This window comes from Methylobacterium sp. Gmos3, assembly GCF_056430985.1.
Genome location: NZ_JBWJYL010000013.1, coordinates 1 through 14,769, shown reverse-complemented (window position 1 = coordinate 14,769; position 14,769 = coordinate 1). Strand labels below are relative to the sequence as shown.

General features: G+C 67.5%; 13 protein-coding genes, 1 tRNA gene and 1 pseudogene. 8 read left to right on the top strand and 7 right to left on the bottom strand.

Annotated features, from left to right (window positions below; all coding sequences use genetic code 11):
• Positions 1 to 2: 2 nt before the first annotated feature.
• Positions 3 to 1,280 carry a polyhydroxyalkanoate depolymerase gene (locus tag ACS5Q7_RS22540; protein ID WP_478341502.1) on the bottom strand — a complete coding sequence of 426 codons (1,278 nt, stop codon included), beginning with the start codon at positions 1,278 to 1,280 and terminating at the stop codon, positions 3 to 5.
• Between the two features lie 189 nt (positions 1,281 to 1,469).
• Between ACS5Q7_RS22540 and ACS5Q7_RS22535 the strand changes: the two genes are divergently transcribed.
• The 5 genes from ACS5Q7_RS22535 (at position 1,470) to purQ (ending at position 4,891) form a co-directional block, all read left to right on the top strand.
• On the top strand, positions 1,470 to 2,873 hold the full coding sequence (locus ACS5Q7_RS22535; RefSeq protein ID WP_478341501.1) for an ActS/PrrB/RegB family redox-sensitive histidine kinase: 1,404 nt from the start codon (positions 1,470 to 1,472) through the stop codon (positions 2,871 to 2,873).
• Positions 2,874 to 2,908: 35 nt separating this feature from the next.
• Positions 2,909 to 3,508 (top strand): ActR/PrrA/RegA family redox response regulator transcription factor, encoded by a 600-nt coding sequence (locus tag ACS5Q7_RS22530; protein WP_478341500.1) that lies wholly within the window; start codon positions 2,909 to 2,911, stop codon positions 3,506 to 3,508.
• Between the two features lie 99 nt (positions 3,509 to 3,607).
• A complete protein-coding gene (locus tag ACS5Q7_RS22525) occupies positions 3,608 to 3,838 on the top strand; it encodes a hypothetical protein (RefSeq protein ID WP_478341499.1) in 231 nt (76 codons plus the stop codon).
• Positions 3,839 to 3,971: 133 nt separating this feature from the next.
• Positions 3,972 to 4,211: a phosphoribosylformylglycinamidine synthase subunit PurS gene (gene purS / locus ACS5Q7_RS22520; protein ID WP_243956038.1), complete on the top strand. Its 240-nt coding sequence runs from the start codon at positions 3,972 to 3,974 to the stop codon at positions 4,209 to 4,211.
• A complete protein-coding gene (gene purQ / locus ACS5Q7_RS22515) occupies positions 4,211 to 4,891 on the top strand; it encodes a phosphoribosylformylglycinamidine synthase subunit PurQ (RefSeq protein ID WP_478341498.1) in 681 nt (226 codons plus the stop codon). The genes purS and purQ overlap by 1 nt, the downstream gene beginning before the upstream one ends.
• 323 nt (positions 4,892 to 5,214) lie before the next feature.
• Here purQ and ACS5Q7_RS22510 read toward each other — a convergent pair whose 3' ends face one another.
• The 3 genes from ACS5Q7_RS22510 to ACS5Q7_RS22500 form a co-directional block, all read right to left on the bottom strand.
• A complete protein-coding gene (locus tag ACS5Q7_RS22510; protein WP_478341497.1) occupies positions 5,215 to 8,382 on the bottom strand; it encodes a multidrug efflux RND transporter permease subunit in 3,168 nt (1,055 codons plus the stop codon).
• A gap of 12 nt (positions 8,383 to 8,394) precedes the next feature.
• Entirely contained in the window at positions 8,395 to 9,723 is a 1,329-nt protein-coding gene (locus tag ACS5Q7_RS22505) for an efflux RND transporter periplasmic adaptor subunit (protein WP_478341496.1), read from the bottom strand.
• Positions 9,724 to 9,798: 75 nt separating this feature from the next.
• On the bottom strand, positions 9,799 to 10,185 hold the full coding sequence (locus ACS5Q7_RS22500) for a hypothetical protein (RefSeq protein ID WP_478341495.1): 387 nt from the start codon (positions 10,183 to 10,185) through the stop codon (positions 9,799 to 9,801).
• 235 nt (positions 10,186 to 10,420) lie between these two features.
• Between ACS5Q7_RS22500 and ACS5Q7_RS22495 the strand changes: the two genes are divergently transcribed.
• On the top strand, positions 10,421 to 10,996 hold the full coding sequence (locus ACS5Q7_RS22495) for a L,D-transpeptidase (protein WP_478341494.1): 576 nt from the start codon (positions 10,421 to 10,423) through the stop codon (positions 10,994 to 10,996).
• 54 nt (positions 10,997 to 11,050) lie between these two features.
• On the opposite strand, the gene ACS5Q7_RS22490 is transcribed toward ACS5Q7_RS22495, so the two are convergent.
• Both ACS5Q7_RS22490 and ACS5Q7_RS22485 read right to left on the bottom strand, forming a co-directional pair.
• A complete protein-coding gene (locus tag ACS5Q7_RS22490; RefSeq protein WP_478341493.1) occupies positions 11,051 to 12,094 on the bottom strand; it encodes a MaoC family dehydratase in 1,044 nt (347 codons plus the stop codon).
• A 37-nt stretch (positions 12,095 to 12,131) separates the two neighbouring features.
• Positions 12,132 to 12,422, bottom strand: a complete 291-nt coding sequence (locus tag ACS5Q7_RS22485; RefSeq protein ID WP_478341492.1) for a YggT family protein — start codon at positions 12,420 to 12,422, stop codon at positions 12,132 to 12,134.
• Positions 12,423 to 12,546: 124 nt separating this feature from the next.
• Between ACS5Q7_RS22485 and ACS5Q7_RS22480 the strand changes: the two genes are divergently transcribed.
• Both ACS5Q7_RS22480 and ACS5Q7_RS22475 read left to right on the top strand, forming a co-directional pair.
• A tRNA-Ala gene (locus ACS5Q7_RS22480) sits at positions 12,547 to 12,622 on the top strand.
• 44 nt (positions 12,623 to 12,666) lie between these two features.
• Complete coding sequence (locus tag ACS5Q7_RS22475) at positions 12,667 to 14,442, top strand: DUF6538 domain-containing protein (protein WP_478341491.1); 1,776 nt, start codon at positions 12,667 to 12,669, stop codon at positions 14,440 to 14,442.
• A 221-nt stretch (positions 14,443 to 14,663) separates the two neighbouring features.
• Here the strand turns inward: ACS5Q7_RS22475 and ACS5Q7_RS22470 are convergent.
• Positions 14,664 to 14,769 (bottom strand): annotated as a pseudogene (locus ACS5Q7_RS22470) (IS630 family transposase); the annotation flags it as partial.

Genomic DNA, 14,769 nt, shown 5'->3' with positions numbered 1-14,769 from the left:
TCTCAGCCGACGCTGCGCAGATAGACCGGCCGCCGGGTGGATTCGGCGGCCATCTCGCGGATGAAGGACGCGATGCGCGGCGCGATGATCGAGCGGTAGCGCGAGCCGTTGAACACGCCGTAATGGCCGACGCTGTCCTGCAGGTGGTAAGCCTTGCGAGAGGCGGGCAGGTTCGGCGTCATGTCCAGGGCGGCCTTGGTCTGGCCAACGCCGGAGATGTCGTCATTCTCGCCCTCGACGGCCAGGATTGCGCAGCGGCGGATGGCGGCCGGGTCCACCGGCACCCCGCGCGAGAGCATCTCGCCCTTCGGCAGGGCGTGGTTCACGAACACCGTCTCCACGGTCTGAAGGTAATACTCGGCGGTGAGGTCCATCACCGCGAGGTACTCGTCGTAGAAGTCCCGGTGCTTCTCGGCCGAATCGCCGTCGCCCTTCACCAGATGGTCGAACATGTCGGTATGGGCGGTGACGTGCCGGTCGAGGTTCATCGCCATGAAGCCCGACAATTGCAGGAAGCCCGGATAGACCCGCCGGAAGGCGCCCGGATAGATCGCGGGCACGAGGCTGATCGTGTTCCGCTCGAACCAGTCCTGCCCGCGCTCCTGGGCGAGGCAGTTCACGGCGGTGGGCGAGCGGCGGGTGTCGATGGGGCCGCCCATCAGCGTCATCGAGACGGGGACGTGCGGCTCGTCCTCGGCCTCCATCAGCGCCACGGCGGCCATCACCGGCACGGCCGGCTGGCACACGGCCATGACGTGCAGGTCCGGCCCGAGTTCGGCGAACATGTCGCGCAGGTAGTCGATATAGGTGTCGAGGTCGAAGGGCCCGGCGAGCAGCGGCACCATCCGCGCGTCGGTCCAATCGGTGATGAACACCTGATGGTTCGGCAGCATCGCCTCGACGGTGCCGCGCAGCAGGGTGGCGTAGTGGCCCGACATCGGCGCGACGATGAGGAGCTTCGGCTGCGGCTCGGCGGGCGGGGTGCGGAAGGCGCGGTCGAAGGCGATCAGCCGGCAGAACGGACGCTCCGAGACGACCCGCTCGGTCACGGGGACGCGCTGCCCCTCGACGACGGTCTCGGTCAGGCCGAAGGCGGGCTTGCCGTAGCGCCGCGTCACCCGCTCGAACATCTCGCAGCCCGCCGCGATGGAGCGGGCATAGGGCGAGTAGGCGAGGGGGTTGGCCGGGCTCTGGATGCTGTGGCGGGTGAGGTCGGCGGCGAAGCGCGCCGGAGCCATCATCAATCGCGCGCCTTCGAACAGTCCATAGGCCAGCAGCATGGTGGTTTCCTCGTCGGCGGGGCGCGCCCCGTCGGGCCCGTGGCAACCCCAAGCTTACGATGAAGGTTCCGCCTGAACGAGGCCGTAACGGCGCGGCCCCTGGCCTCAGCCTTGCCCGACGAGGCTTATCGTCCAGGCTTTCTCTCGCGATCGATGTCGGTTTTGGCCGGAGCACCCTAGTTTCCCAGGATGCATACGATTCAGGAGCGACTGGCCGGTCTCGACGGCAGGGCGCGGCAGCTTCGGCTCGATACCTTCGTTCGGCTCCGCTGGCTCGCCATCACCGGGCAGAGCGCCGCCGTGGTCGGGGCGCAGTTCGGGCTGGGCCTGAACCTGCCCTTCGGCTGGTGCTTCCTCGTCATCGCCGCTTCGTCGTGGCTGAACCTCGCCCTGCGCATCCGCTTCCCGGCGAGTTACCGCCTGAACGCCGATTCGGCAGCCTTGCTGCTCGCCTTCGACATCGTGCAACTGGCCGCGCTCCTGTTCCTCACGGGCGGGTTGCAGAACCCGTTCTCGCTCCTCTTCCTCGCCCCGGTGCTGATCTCGGCCACCGCCCTGCCGCCGGAGCGCACCCTGGCGCTGGGGCTGCTCGCCATCGGCCTCGCGACGCTGCTCGCCCTGGTCCACCGGCCGCTGCCGTGGTTCGCGGACGGAAAGATCGAACTGCCGTTCCTCTACGTCTCGGGGGTGTGGACCGCGATCCTCCTCGGGACCGCCTTCACCGGCGTCTACGCGTGGCGGGTGGCGGAGGAGGCGCGCCAGCTCGCCCAGGCGCTCGCCGCCACCGAACTCGTCCTGGCCCGCGAGCAGCACCTGTCGCAGCTCGACGGGCTCGCGGCGGCGGCGGCACACGAACTCGGCACGCCGCTCGGCACGATCATGGTCGTCTCGAAGGAACTGATCCGCCAGCTCGGGCCGGATGCCTCGCCGGCCGTCGCGGAGGATCTCGCCCTCCTGCGCGAGCAGGTCGACCGCTGCCGCGGCATCCTCGGCAAGCTCACCTCCCTCGACGGCGAGGGCGACGGCGACGGGGGCGACTTCCTCACCACCGTCACCTTCAGCCACCTCGTGGAGGAACTGGTGGCGCCGCAGCGGGCGCTCGGCGTGGTGATCGATGCTTCGTGCCACGGGGATGGGCCGGAGCCCTCCTGCCGCCGCAACCCCGGCGTCATGTTCGGGCTGGGCAACATCCTCGACAACGCGGCGGATTTCGCCACCACGCGCGTGACCATCACCGGGCAGTGGAACCACGACCGGGCCTGGATCGAGATCCGCGACGACGGGCCGGGATTCTCGGCGGAGGTGCTGCTGCGGGCGGGCGAGCCCTACATCACGACCCGCAGCGCCGAGCAATCGCCCCCCGGCGGCAGTGAGACGGTGGGCCTCGGCCTCGGTTTGTTCATCGCCAAGACGCTGATCGAGCGGTCCGGCGCGCAGATCGGCCTGTCGAACGCGGCCGGCGCCGGCGAACATGGCGCCATCGTCCGGGTTTCGTGGGCGCGCCACATCTTCGAAAGAGGTGCGGTACCCCGTCACTCGCCCGAGATAAGTGGTTCCGCGCCCCTGCCGCCACGCGACATCGTGCCTATATAGTGGTCTCAACGGAGACATCTTCGAAAGGACCCCCGATGCTCACGCAATCAGGGACCTCTGCGACCGCCGAGGCCGCGATCCTTAGTGAAACCGATCCGCTCGCTGCCTTCACCGATCGCAGCCTCCTGATCGTGGACGACGACAAACCCTTCTCCACCCGCCTCGCTCGGGCGATGGAGAGCCGCGGCTACCATGTACAGGTCGCCGAGAGCGTGGCCGAAGGCGTGTCGGCCGTCGAATCCCATGCACCCGCCTTCGCGGTGATCGACATGCGGCTCGGCGACGGCAACGGCCTCGACGTCATCGCCCGGCTCAAGGAGCGCCGGCCGGAGGCGCGGGGCGTCATCCTCACCGGCTACGGCAACATCGCCACGGCGGTGACGGCCGTGAAGCTCGGCGCCTTCGACTATCTCGCGAAGCCCGCCGATGCCGATGAGATCCACGGCACGCTGATGGCCCAGCCGGGCGAGCGCGCGGATCCGCCGGAGAACCCGATGTCCGCCGACCGGGTGCGGTGGGAGCACATTCAGCGGGTGTATGAACTCTGCGGGCGCAATGTCAGCGAGACGGCGCGCCGCCTGAACATGCACCGCCGGACGCTCCAGCGCATCCTGGCCAAGCGCGCCCCGCGCTGAGTGGGCGAGACGGGCGGCGCTGCTTGCGCCGCCTGCCCGCCCTGAGGTAGCAGAACGCCTTGCGAGCCCGGTCGACGGGCGGCGGGAAGGGCTGAACTCGTGAACGCACGCAATGCGGTCACCATCCTGAGCATGATGGTTCTGGTGGGCACGGAGGTGTTCGCCGTGGCGATCGCGGCCGGCTGGGCGCTGGCGGGTCTGTTCGACCTCGGCGATCGGGTCGGCCATGTGCTGATGGGCGTGTTCAGCCTGTTCGCCGCCTGGATCATGCTCCAGCTCTGGCGCCGCGCCACGAGCATCGAGCCGATCACCGCCCCCAAACGGTCCTGACCCTGCGTTGCATGCAGGGGCGCGGACCTTTCTGAACGTTCGACAAGGTGAGCGGGCTGATCTAAGGATCGCCGGTCACATGTTCGATGTCGCCGGCGCGGTGCGCGCTCGGCAACCGGTGAGTTACACAGCGATGAAAGCCCGAATCACCGTCACCCTGAAGACCGGCGTGCTGGATCCCCAGGGCAAGGCGATCGAGGCGGCTCTGAAGTCGCTCGGTATCGCCGGCATCGAGGGCGTCCGGCAGGGCAAGGTCTTCGATCTGGAGGTCGCCGCCGCCGATTCCGCGTCGGCCCAGGAGACCCTGAAGGCGGCCTGCGAGAAGCTTCTCGCCAACACCGTCGTCGAGAATTACGCGATCGAGATCGCCTGATGCACGCCGCCATCGTCGTCTTCCCCGGGTCCAACCGCGAGGCGGATGTCGCACGGGCGTTGCGTCTGTCGGGGGCGAAGGTCTCGATGGTGTGGCATGCCGACACGGCGCTGCCCGCCGGCACCGATCTCGCCGTGCTGCCCGGCGGCTTCTCCTACGGCGATTACCTGCGCTGCGGCGCCATCGCGGGCCGCGCGGCGGCCATGGACGCGGTGCGGGCCCACGCGGCCCGGGGCGGCCTCGTGCTCGGCATCTGCAACGGCTTCCAGATCCTGTGCGAATCGGGCCTGCTGCCCGGCGTGCTGATGCGCAACGTCGACCGTCGGTTCATCTGCCACCGCCAGACCCTGCGGGTCGAGCGCACCGATACGCGCTTCGCCCGCGCCTACACGCGGGGCGAGGTGATCGACGTCTGCGTCGCCCATGGCGAGGGCAATTACTTCGCCGATCCCGACACCATCGCCCGCATCGAGGGCGAGGGCCGTGTGGCCTTCCGCTATTGCGACGAGGCGGGCCGGATCACGGTCGAGTCCAACCGCAACGGCTCGCTGAACAGCATCGCCGGGATCTATTCGGAGAAGGCCAACGTCCTCGGGATGATGCCTCACCCGGAAAACTTCGTCGAAGGCCTGATCGGCGGCACCGACGGGCGCGGCCTGTTCGCGAGCCTCGCGGCCTGATCCGTTTGGCGACGGTCCGTCATTGCGAGCGAAGCGAAGCAATCCAGGGATACGCGACGTTCTGCTGCGTCCAGCCGCCCTGGATTGCTTCGCTCTGCTCGCAATGACGGGTTTTGTACTGTTTAGGGACGGTTTGGCGGCGGCCGCCGGACTTTCCTTAACAGGCCGTTAAGGTTTTTACTTCATAAAGGCGTCATCCAGTTTTCTGGATGTCGAGTGCGACTCGGTTTCGTCCACTCTGTTTGATGCCTCCCTGATGACTCGCTCAGCCGCCCCCCTCGGGGCGGCTTTTTTCGTCGCCCCGAGGGGAGGGGAACGCCGCCTCATTCGGCGGCGCTCGCGTGGATGCGGGGCGCGGCGGGGCTCTCCCGCGCGGCGGCGGTCTCGCCCTCCTGCACCGCCTTGCGGCGGAACAGGCGCATCACCACCACGAAGAAGACCGGCACGAAGAACACCGCGAGCACGGTGGCGGTGATCATGCCGCCCATCACGCCGGTGCCAATGGCCTGCTGGCTCTTCGAGGCGGCGCCGGTCGCGATGGCGAGCGGCACCACGCCGAAGATGAAGGCGAGCGAGGTCATCACGATGGGCCGGAAGCGCAGGGTCGCCGCGTCGATGGCCGCCCGCGTTACCGAGGTGCCGGGCTTCCACAGGTCGCGGGCGAATTCCACGATCAGGATCGCGTTCTTGGCCGAGAGGCCGATGATCGTGATGAGCCCGATCTTGAAATACACGTCGTTGGGCATCCCCCGCAGATGCACCGCCGCCACCGAGCCGATGACGCCCAGCGGGATGACGAGCAGCACCGAGACCGGGATCGCCCAGCTCTCGTAGAGGGCGGCGAGCAGCAGGAAGACGATCAGCACCGAGAGGGCGAGCAGCAGCGTCGCCTGACTGCCCGCCTGCTTCTCCTGCTCCGACTGGCCGGTCCAGGCGTAGCCGAAGCCCTTTGGCAGTTGGAGCATCAGCCGCTCCATCTCGGCGATGGCATCGCCGGAGGTGTAGCCCGTCCGAGGCTCGCCGGTGATGCGCACCGACTGGTAGCCGTTGAAGCCGACGATCTGGCTCGGCCCGACGCCCCATTTCAGCTCGGTGAAGGAGGACAGGGGCACCATCGTGCCGGAGCTGTTCTTCACCGCGTAGTTGAGGATGTCTGACGCGTTCAGGCGCTGCAACTGCTCGGCCTGGACATAGACGCGCTGCATCTTGCCCCGGTTCGGGAAGTCGTTGGCGTAGACCGAGCCGAGGTTCACCTGGATGACGTCGTTGATGTCCTCGAACTTCACCCCGAGCGCGGCGGCCTTCTCGCGGTCGATGACGAGTTCCGCCTGGGGCGTCGGGGGCAGGCCCTCGATCTTCACGTTCTTCAGCACGGGGCTGCGCTTGGCGACCGCCATGAGTTGCGCCTGCGCGGCGGTGAGGGCCGCGTAGCCCCGCTGCGCCCGGTCCTGCAGGCGGAAGGAGAAGCCCGCCGCGTTTCCGAGGTTGTCGACCGGCGGGGGCTCCTGCGCGTCGATGGTGGCGTCGCGGTAGCCGGCGAGGGCGTCGTTGGTGCCCTTCACGAGGTTGGCGGCGGAATTGGCCGCGTCGCGCTCGTCCCAGGGCTTCAGGGTCACGAAGGCCTGGCTGGTGTTGGGTCCCTGGCCCGAGAACGAGAAGCCGTTGAGGATCGTGACCGTGGCGACGCCCGGCTGAGCGAGAAGATGCTCCTCGACCTTGCGCACGGCGGTCAGCGTCCGGTTGAACGAGGCGCCGGGGGGCGTCTGGACGTCGACGGTGAAGAAGCCTTGGTCCTCCACCGGCAGGAAGCCCTCCGGCAATTGCACGAAGGCGTAGGCCGTGCCGGCGACCAGCGCGACGTAGACCAGCATCACCCGGCCGGACTTTCGGATGAACCACGCGGTGCCGCGCCCGTAGCGGGCGGTCTCCCGGTCCACGAACCGGTTGAACAGCCCGAACACGCCGCCCTTCGCATGGCCGTGGCCCTTCTCGATGGGCTTCAGGAAGGTGGCGCAGAGCGCGGGCGTCAGCGACAGGGCGAGCAGCGCCGAGAAGGCGATGGACGTGACCATCGCGATGGAGAACTGCCGGTAGATGATGCCCACCGAGCCGGGGAAGAACGCCATCGGCACGAACACCGCCATCAGCACCAGGGTGATGCCGATGATCGCCCCGGTGATCTGATCCATGGCCTTCTTGGTGGCCTCCTTCGGGAGCAGCCCCTCCTCGTTCATGATGCGCTCGACGTTCTCGACGACGACGATGGCGTCGTCCACGAGGATGCCGATGGCGAGCACCATGCCGAACATGGTGAGCACGTTCACGGAGAAGCCCGCGAGCCACATCACCGTCACCGTGCCCATCAGGGCGATGGGCACGACGATGGTCGGGATCAGCGTGTAGCGGATGTTCTGCAGGAACAGGAACATCACGAGGAAGACCAGCACCACCGCCTCCACGAGGGTGTGCAGCACCTTCTCGATGGAAGCCTTCACGGCCGGGGTGATGTCGTAGGGGATGTCCCATTTCAGCCCCGGCGGGAAGAACGGCGACAGCTCCTCCATCTTGGCGCGGATGGCCTTGGCGGTCTCCAGGGCGTTGCCGTCCGGGGCCAGCGTCACCGAGATGCCGGCCGCCTGACCGCCGTTGAGGCGGGTCGAGAACTGGTAGGCGTCGCCGCCGAGTTCGATCCGGGCGACGTCGCGCAGGCGCACGTTGGAGCCGTCCGAATTCGCCCGCAGGACGATGGCCCCGAAATCCTCCACCGTGGAGAGCTGCCCCTTCACGACGATGGGCGCGGTGAGGGCGTTGGCGGACGGGCTCGGCTGTGCGCCGACCGCGCCCGAGGCGATCTGGATGTTCTGGTTGCGGATGGCGGCGTTGACGTCGCCGGGGGTCAGCGACAGGCCGCGCAGCTTGTCGGGATCGACCCAGACCCGGAGGGAGCGCTCGGTCGAGTAGAGCGTGGCGCGCCCGACGCCGGGGATGCGGCGGATCTCGTTGATGACGTTGCGGATCAGGAAGTCGCCGAGCCCCACCTCGTCCATGCCGCCATCGGTGGAGATGAGGGTGATGATGTTGAGCGTTGCGGCGGAGGCCTCCTCCACGAGGATGCCGTTCTGGCGCACTTCGAGGGGAAGGCGGGCCTCCACGCGCTTGAGACGGTTCTGCACCTCCACCGAGGCGAGCGACGGGTCGGTCCCCGGCCGGAAGGTGGCGGTGATGTTCACGGAGCCGAACGAGTCGGTGGTCGACTCGAAGCTCATGATGTTGGCCGCGCCGTTCAGCTCATCCTCGATAAGCCGGGTCGTGCCCGTATAGAGGCTCTCCACCGAGGCGCCGGGGAAGGCGGTCGAGAGGGCGATGGAGGGCGGCGCGATCACCGGATACTGCGCCACCGGCAGGTTCGGGATCGCCAGCGCCCCACCAAGCAGGATGAACAGCGCGACGACCCAGGCGAAGACCGGCCGGTCGATGAAGAAGCGGGCCATGAAGCGCCTCCCTCAGCGGCGCTGCGCGGCGGCTTGCGCGCGCTGCTGCGTGTCGGCCTTCTCGGTCGCCTCGTCGGCGTCGGTCTGCGGCGCGGCCTCGGCATGGGGCGGGGTCTGGTCGACGGGCTTCACCGTCATCCCCACCGTCACCTTCTGGAAGCCGTCCACGATCACGCGCTCCCCGGCCTTCAGGCCGGAGCGGATCAGCCAGTCGCCGCCGACCACCGGGCCGACCTCCACCGGCTGGCGCATCACGGTCTGGTCCTCGCGGATCAGCCAGACCTCGGCGCGGCCGTCGTCGGTGCGCTGGATCGCCTGCTGCGGCACGGCGATGGCGTCCGAATCGATGCCCTGCTTGATGCGGGCGCGGACATACATGCCGGGGAACAGCTCGTCGTGCGGGTTCGGGAACTGCACCCGCAGCGTCACCTGGCCCGTGCTCGGGTCGGCGGTCACGTCCGAGAAGAGCAGGCGCCCGGCGAGCGGGTAGAGGCTGCCGTCGTCCATGATGAGGTGGACGTTGGCCGAATTCTCTTCCAGCCGCGCCAGCTCGCCGCTGGCGAGGTCCCGGCGCAGGCGGTTCAGTTCGCCGACCGATTGGGTGATGTCGACGTAGATCGGGTCGAGCTGCTGGATGGTGGCCAGCGCCCCCGTCTGGCCCGGCTCGATCAGAGTGCCCTCGGTGAGGAGAGCCCGGCCGATGCGGCCGGTGATCGGGGCGCGGACATCGGTCCAGGAGAGGTTCAATTGCGCCCGGTCGCGGGTCGCCTTGGCGCCGGCCACCTCGGCCTCGGCCTGCTTCTTCCCGGCGAAGGCGGCATCGTACTGCGCCTGGCTCGCGGTGGCGCGCGAGAGCAACTGCTCCAGCCGGTCCGCCTGCTGCCGGGCGAGGACCTGCGCGGCCTCCTGGCGGGCCAGGGCCGCCTCGGCGCTGGCGAGCTCGACCTCGTAGGGGGCGGGGTCGATCTTGTAGAGGATGTCACCTTCCTTGACCTGGCTGCCCTGCTCGAACAGCCGCTTCACCACGAGGCCGGAGACGCGGGAGCGCACCTCGGCGATGCGCATCGGCGCCACGCGGCCGGGCAGGTCGCGGACATAGGGAATCGCCTGGGCGTGGACGGTGACGAACCCGACCTCCGGCACGGGGGGCGTCGGGGCGGCGGCCTCGCGCTGGTTGCAGGCGGCGAGCGACAGGCCGAGCGCGGCGACCGGCAGGAGCGCCAGGGCGCGGACGGAAGGGAGGGGCAGGCGGATCACGGGTTGCGACGCTCCTGACTGGCGTCTCGCGGATGCGGACGGCAATCGTGTGGGCCGATCGAAAGGCTGGGTCGAGGGACTCATGGCGGCGCCGTCGGCAGGTCCGGGCTTTGGGGCACCATGGCCCCGGTCCGTGTCCGAATTCCGATGCGCGTCGGCTCAGGCCGCGCGGGGAGGGCGCAGGGGCGAGGCGATCGGCGCGGGCGTCGGCAGGGCCGTGTTCGCCTCACGGAAGGGCGCGGGTCCGAAGCGGGGCACCGGTACGGGCTGCGCCGCCGGGGAGGGCAGGGCCGAATCGGCGGAGATTTCGGCATCGGCGGCGGCGACGACAGGACCGTCCCGGTCGAGCCGATGCATCAGCGGGGCCTCGACCGGCGCGGTGTGCGGCGCCACCACCGCCAGGGCGGGCCGGAACGCCGCGACGGAGGCAGGCGTTTCCATGTGAGCAGGCCCGAAGGCGAAGACGGCGAGGCCGACCAGGCCCAGCACGACGAGCCCGAGGCCCGCGGCGAATGCCGCGAGCCGCGTGCCGGGCCGGGAGGCCACGGGCTCCGCACCGAGGCGGGCCGAGGGGGCAGGCGGGCTGATCACGCCGCTGAGATAAGCGCGGCCACTCGCGGTTGCAATCGCAACCGTCGCCGCAGCGTGTGTGGCAGCGATCGCACACCCGGCCGGAAACCCGCCCGCGCCCCGCCGGGCGGCCTCATCCCTGCCGCGATGCGGATGCCCGTTCCGGTTGAGGACCCACGGGTCTGCCTATCGATGGACGCAAGGATACTGCATGTCGGGACGCATCGCGACGCTGGCGATCGCCGGATTGATGCTCGGGGGCATACCCCTTCAGGCCGTGCCGGCCCGGGCCGATTTCTTCGACCGGGGACCGCTCGCCGATTTCCTCAATGGCTTCCGCACCCAGGCGATCCCACGGGAGACGGTGGCGTGGTCGGGCAAGGAGAAGCCCGGCACGGTGGTGGTCTCCACCCGCCAGCGGCGGCTCTACTACGTGCTCGGCGGCGGCGAGGCGATCCGCTACGGCGTCGGCGTCGGCCGCGAGGGCTTCTCGTGGTCGGGGGTGAAGACCGTTTCCATGAAAAAGGAATGGCCGGATTGGCGCCCGCCGCAGCAGATGCTGGCCCGCCGCCCCGACCTGCCCCGCTACATGGCCGGCGGCCAGGACAACCCGCTCGGCGCCCGCGCCATGTATCTCGGCTCGTCGCTCTACCGCATCCACGGCTCGAACGAGCCCGAGACGATGGGCGCGGCGGTCTCCTCCGGCTGCATCCGCATGACCAACAAGGACGTGGTCGATCTCTACGACCGGGTGAAGGTCGGCACGAAGGTGGTCGTGCGGGATTGATGGCGTCCGAAGGGCCTCCGAAGGCGTCGAACCCTTCGGAGGCCCGGCCTCGGCTTATTTCGGCACGAAGGCCCAGTAGTCGAGGTCGAGGATCACCGACGGGTCGTAGCCGTCGTTGAACTTGTCGGGGAAGGCGGTGCAGGGCTGGTTCTTGGTCGCCACCGTGCGCAGGCGCAGCAGGCCGACATCGTCCCGGCCGACATCGGCGGTCTCGATCACCTCGCTCCAGGCATAGACCGTGTCGCCCGCGAAGAGCGGGCCGACATGCCGGCCGGCATTGATGCCCGCGATGGCGAAGGCGTTGCCCAGCCCGTTGTAGCTCAGCGCGCGGGCCAGCGAGATCACGTGCCCGCCATAGATCAGCCGGCGGCCGAAGCGGGTGTCCTTGGCGGCGAGCCCGTCGAAATGCACCTTGGCCGTGTTCTGGAACAGGCGCGTGGCGATCTGGTGCTCGGCCTCCTCGACGGTCATGCCGTCGACATGGTCGATGCGCTCGCCCGCCTGATAATCGCCGAAGCGGTGCGGGCTGCCGGCCAGCGCCACGTCGTAGGCCGACACGATGAGCGGGGGCAGGGCGCCCGCGAGGTCCTTCGGATCGACGGCCTTGGCCAGTGTCGGCACGTGCTCCTCGGCGATCACCGCCTCGGGGTCGCGCTTGCGCACCAGCACCCAGCGGCAATAGCTGAGCACGGTCTCACCGTGCTCGTCCGAGCCGACCGAGCGGACGTAGACGACGCCGGTCTGCCGGTTGGAGCTCTCCTTCAGGCCGATGACCTCGGAGACGGTGGAGAGCGTCTCGCCCGGATAGACCGGCCGCCGGAAGCCGCCCTCGGCATAGCCGAGATTGGCCAGCGCGTTCAGCGAGACGTCCGGCACGGTCTTGCCGAACACCACGTGGAAGGTGAGCAGATCGTCCAGGGGGCTCTTCGGATAGCCCAGCGCGCGGGCGAAGGCGTCCGACGACTGCACGGCGAAGCGCGGCCCGTAGAGGCCGGTGTAGAGGGCCACGTCCCCGGTCGTCACCGTGCGAGGGGTCGCGTGGCGGATGGTCTCGCCGAGGCGGAAATCCTCGAAGAACCGGCCGGGATTGGTTTTCAAGGCGTTCCCCCTGCAGAATAGTGTCGCGTTAGCCGAATCACATCAGAAATCGCACGAGATCGACCGTAATCAGCCTCTGCACGAACAGCAGGAGCAAGATCAAGATGATCGGCGAGATGTCGACGCCACCAAGATTGGGGAGCAGGTTCCGGATGGGCCTGAGCGCGGGCTCGGTGATGCGATAGAGGGTTTCGCCGATCTGCGCGACGATGGGATTGCGGACGTTGACGACGTTGAAGGCGACGAGCCAACTCAGCACGGCGCTCGCGATCAGCACGTAGATGAAGAGCTGTATGACGGTGGTGATGAGCCAGAGCAGGGCGTACATGCGGTCTGCGCGATGTCCTCGGGAGGGGCGGTTTCCGCGCGCCGCCGCCGCGAAAGCGAGACGGACATGCGAGACGGGAATTGACAGGCTGAGGCACCCGCGCCTACAAGGCCGGCGCCTCGACGGGGCTGTAGCTCAGATGGGAGAGCGCCGCAATCGCACTGCGGAGGTCAGGGGTTCGAATCCCCTCAGCTCCACCAGGTTTCTTTAACCTGTTGGACGGCAACGAACTCATTGCTCGGCAATGAGTTTCCGGGCTAGATTGGTACACCAGACTGGTACACCAAGCTGCCCGAACCCCATGGCAAAAAAGGACGCACGTCTGCAGCTTAGGGGCAGCACGTGGTGGGTCAGGGTCAAAGTGCCCGAGACCCTGCGTCGAGCTGGGCTGATCAAAAAGCGCGAATTTCGAAAATCTCTGGGTACGGGCGATTTTTCAGAAGCTCGGCGGCTGTTGCTGCGTGAGCTCATCGCGATCGATGCTCAAATTGCCGCAGCCAAGCGTCAGCTTAATCCCTCACCGGTTCGGGCGCTGACACGCTCCGAGGCGGAGCACATCGCATGGGCTTGGTTTCATGAGCGTGAGGACGTTCGGCTCGAACGGAAACGAAGCGCAGCCCCTGCTTGGTCGCGGCAGGATGAGTTGATGGACCTGGAGATCGAAGAGGCGACCTTCGCGGACCCAGCGGACACGAACGGTCAGGCCAGCACGTTCAGCACAGCCAAACGGCTCCTTGAGCGCCACGGCATTGCGGTCGATCTCAACGCACCCGAGTTCCGGCATCTCATCCACCTGGTACGCCGAGCCGCGCTGGAGCAAGCGAGACGAGAACTACGAGACGCGAGAAGCGATTTCTCCCACCACGCTGGAGATACCTTTTTTGCGGGCGCACCAGCCGATCTCCCGCACCCGTCCGGGGCGGCGAAGCGCACCACACTGGCCGAGTTGATAGCTCAGCACCGAGCTGAGCCTGCTTGGCAGGGCATGGCACCGAAATCGAAGCTGAAAGGCGCCGCTCAGGCCCGCCTGTTCGAAGAGGTGTTTGGCGCCGAGCGGGATGTCTCACAGATCAAGCGCGCCGATGTGGCCGAGCTGGTGAGTCTTTTGATCAGGCTACCCGCAAGCGCCACGAAGCGATTTCCTGACCTTACAGCGTCTCAGGCTGCGGATGCCGCAGCCAAAATGGACGCCCCGCTTATGACCCGGCTCACAGCAAGTTCCTACTTGTCCGCCTTCTCCACTCTGATGAAATTCGCCATCACGCGGGGCGTGCGGGCAGATAATCCGACCACCGGTCTTTCCGTCGGCGTCGATGGTGTAGCTGCTAAGGATCGACGACATCCGTTCTCGACAGAGCAACTCGTCAAGATCTTCAACGCCCCGCTCTACACTGGTTGCCAGAATGACGAGGCCGGCTATGCGCGCATAGGCAATCAGGTTATCCGTCGCGGCCGGTTCTGGGTGCCGCTTATCGCGCTCTTCACTGGGATGCGAATGAACGAGATATGCCAGCTACTCGTTCGTGATGTCGCTCGAATTGATGGAACCGATGTCATCATTGTCGCCCCCGATGATGCCGGTGTGAAACGTGTGAAGACAGCGGCGGGCGAGCGGTTCGTACCCATCCATCCCGAGTTGAAGCGTTGCGGCTTATTGCAGTATCGGGATGCCCTAGCCGACCGCGGAGAGGAGCGCCTGTTCCCTGAACTCACTGCGGCAGAAGCGTCCGGCTACTGGAGTGATATCTTTTCGAAGTGGTTTGCCCGCTTCCTAGACCACTGTGGCGCAGCCAAGCCACGAACAGCTTTCCATAGCTTTCGGCACAATTATCGGGACGCGCTGCGCGAGGCCGACATCTCGCCCGAACGAGTGCGCGCGCTCGGCGGATGGTCAAGCGGTCGAACGGAAGACAACTACGGATCAGGATTACGGGCAAAATCACTGGCTCAAGAGATTGATAAGGTACGGTACGAAGGGCTTGACCTCTCACATCTCCATATTCAGCTGGCCGATCGCTGAGGGTCGACTGCACCCCGGTGCAAAAGCCACTTATTGCCCTGGCTCAGAGCAGTTTCGCGGGGTCCAAGCTGACCTGGGCTTGCCCGCACCCATCCTTTGGCTCACGTTTAAAAAACCCACGACCCTCGATGTCCGCTTGGAGTGGCTTTCTGCCAGCCTGCTTTGAAGCAGCAATGAGCGAAAGCGGATGTCGCCGCTGCGTCCGCTAGAGCGGGTCCCGATCAGCTTGAAGCATAAGCATCATCCTCGTAGCCGGCCGCGGTGAAGTAGTTGCGGCACTCCTCGGGCGAGAAGCGCGTGAAGGCTTTGTGGATCGTCTCCCAGAGA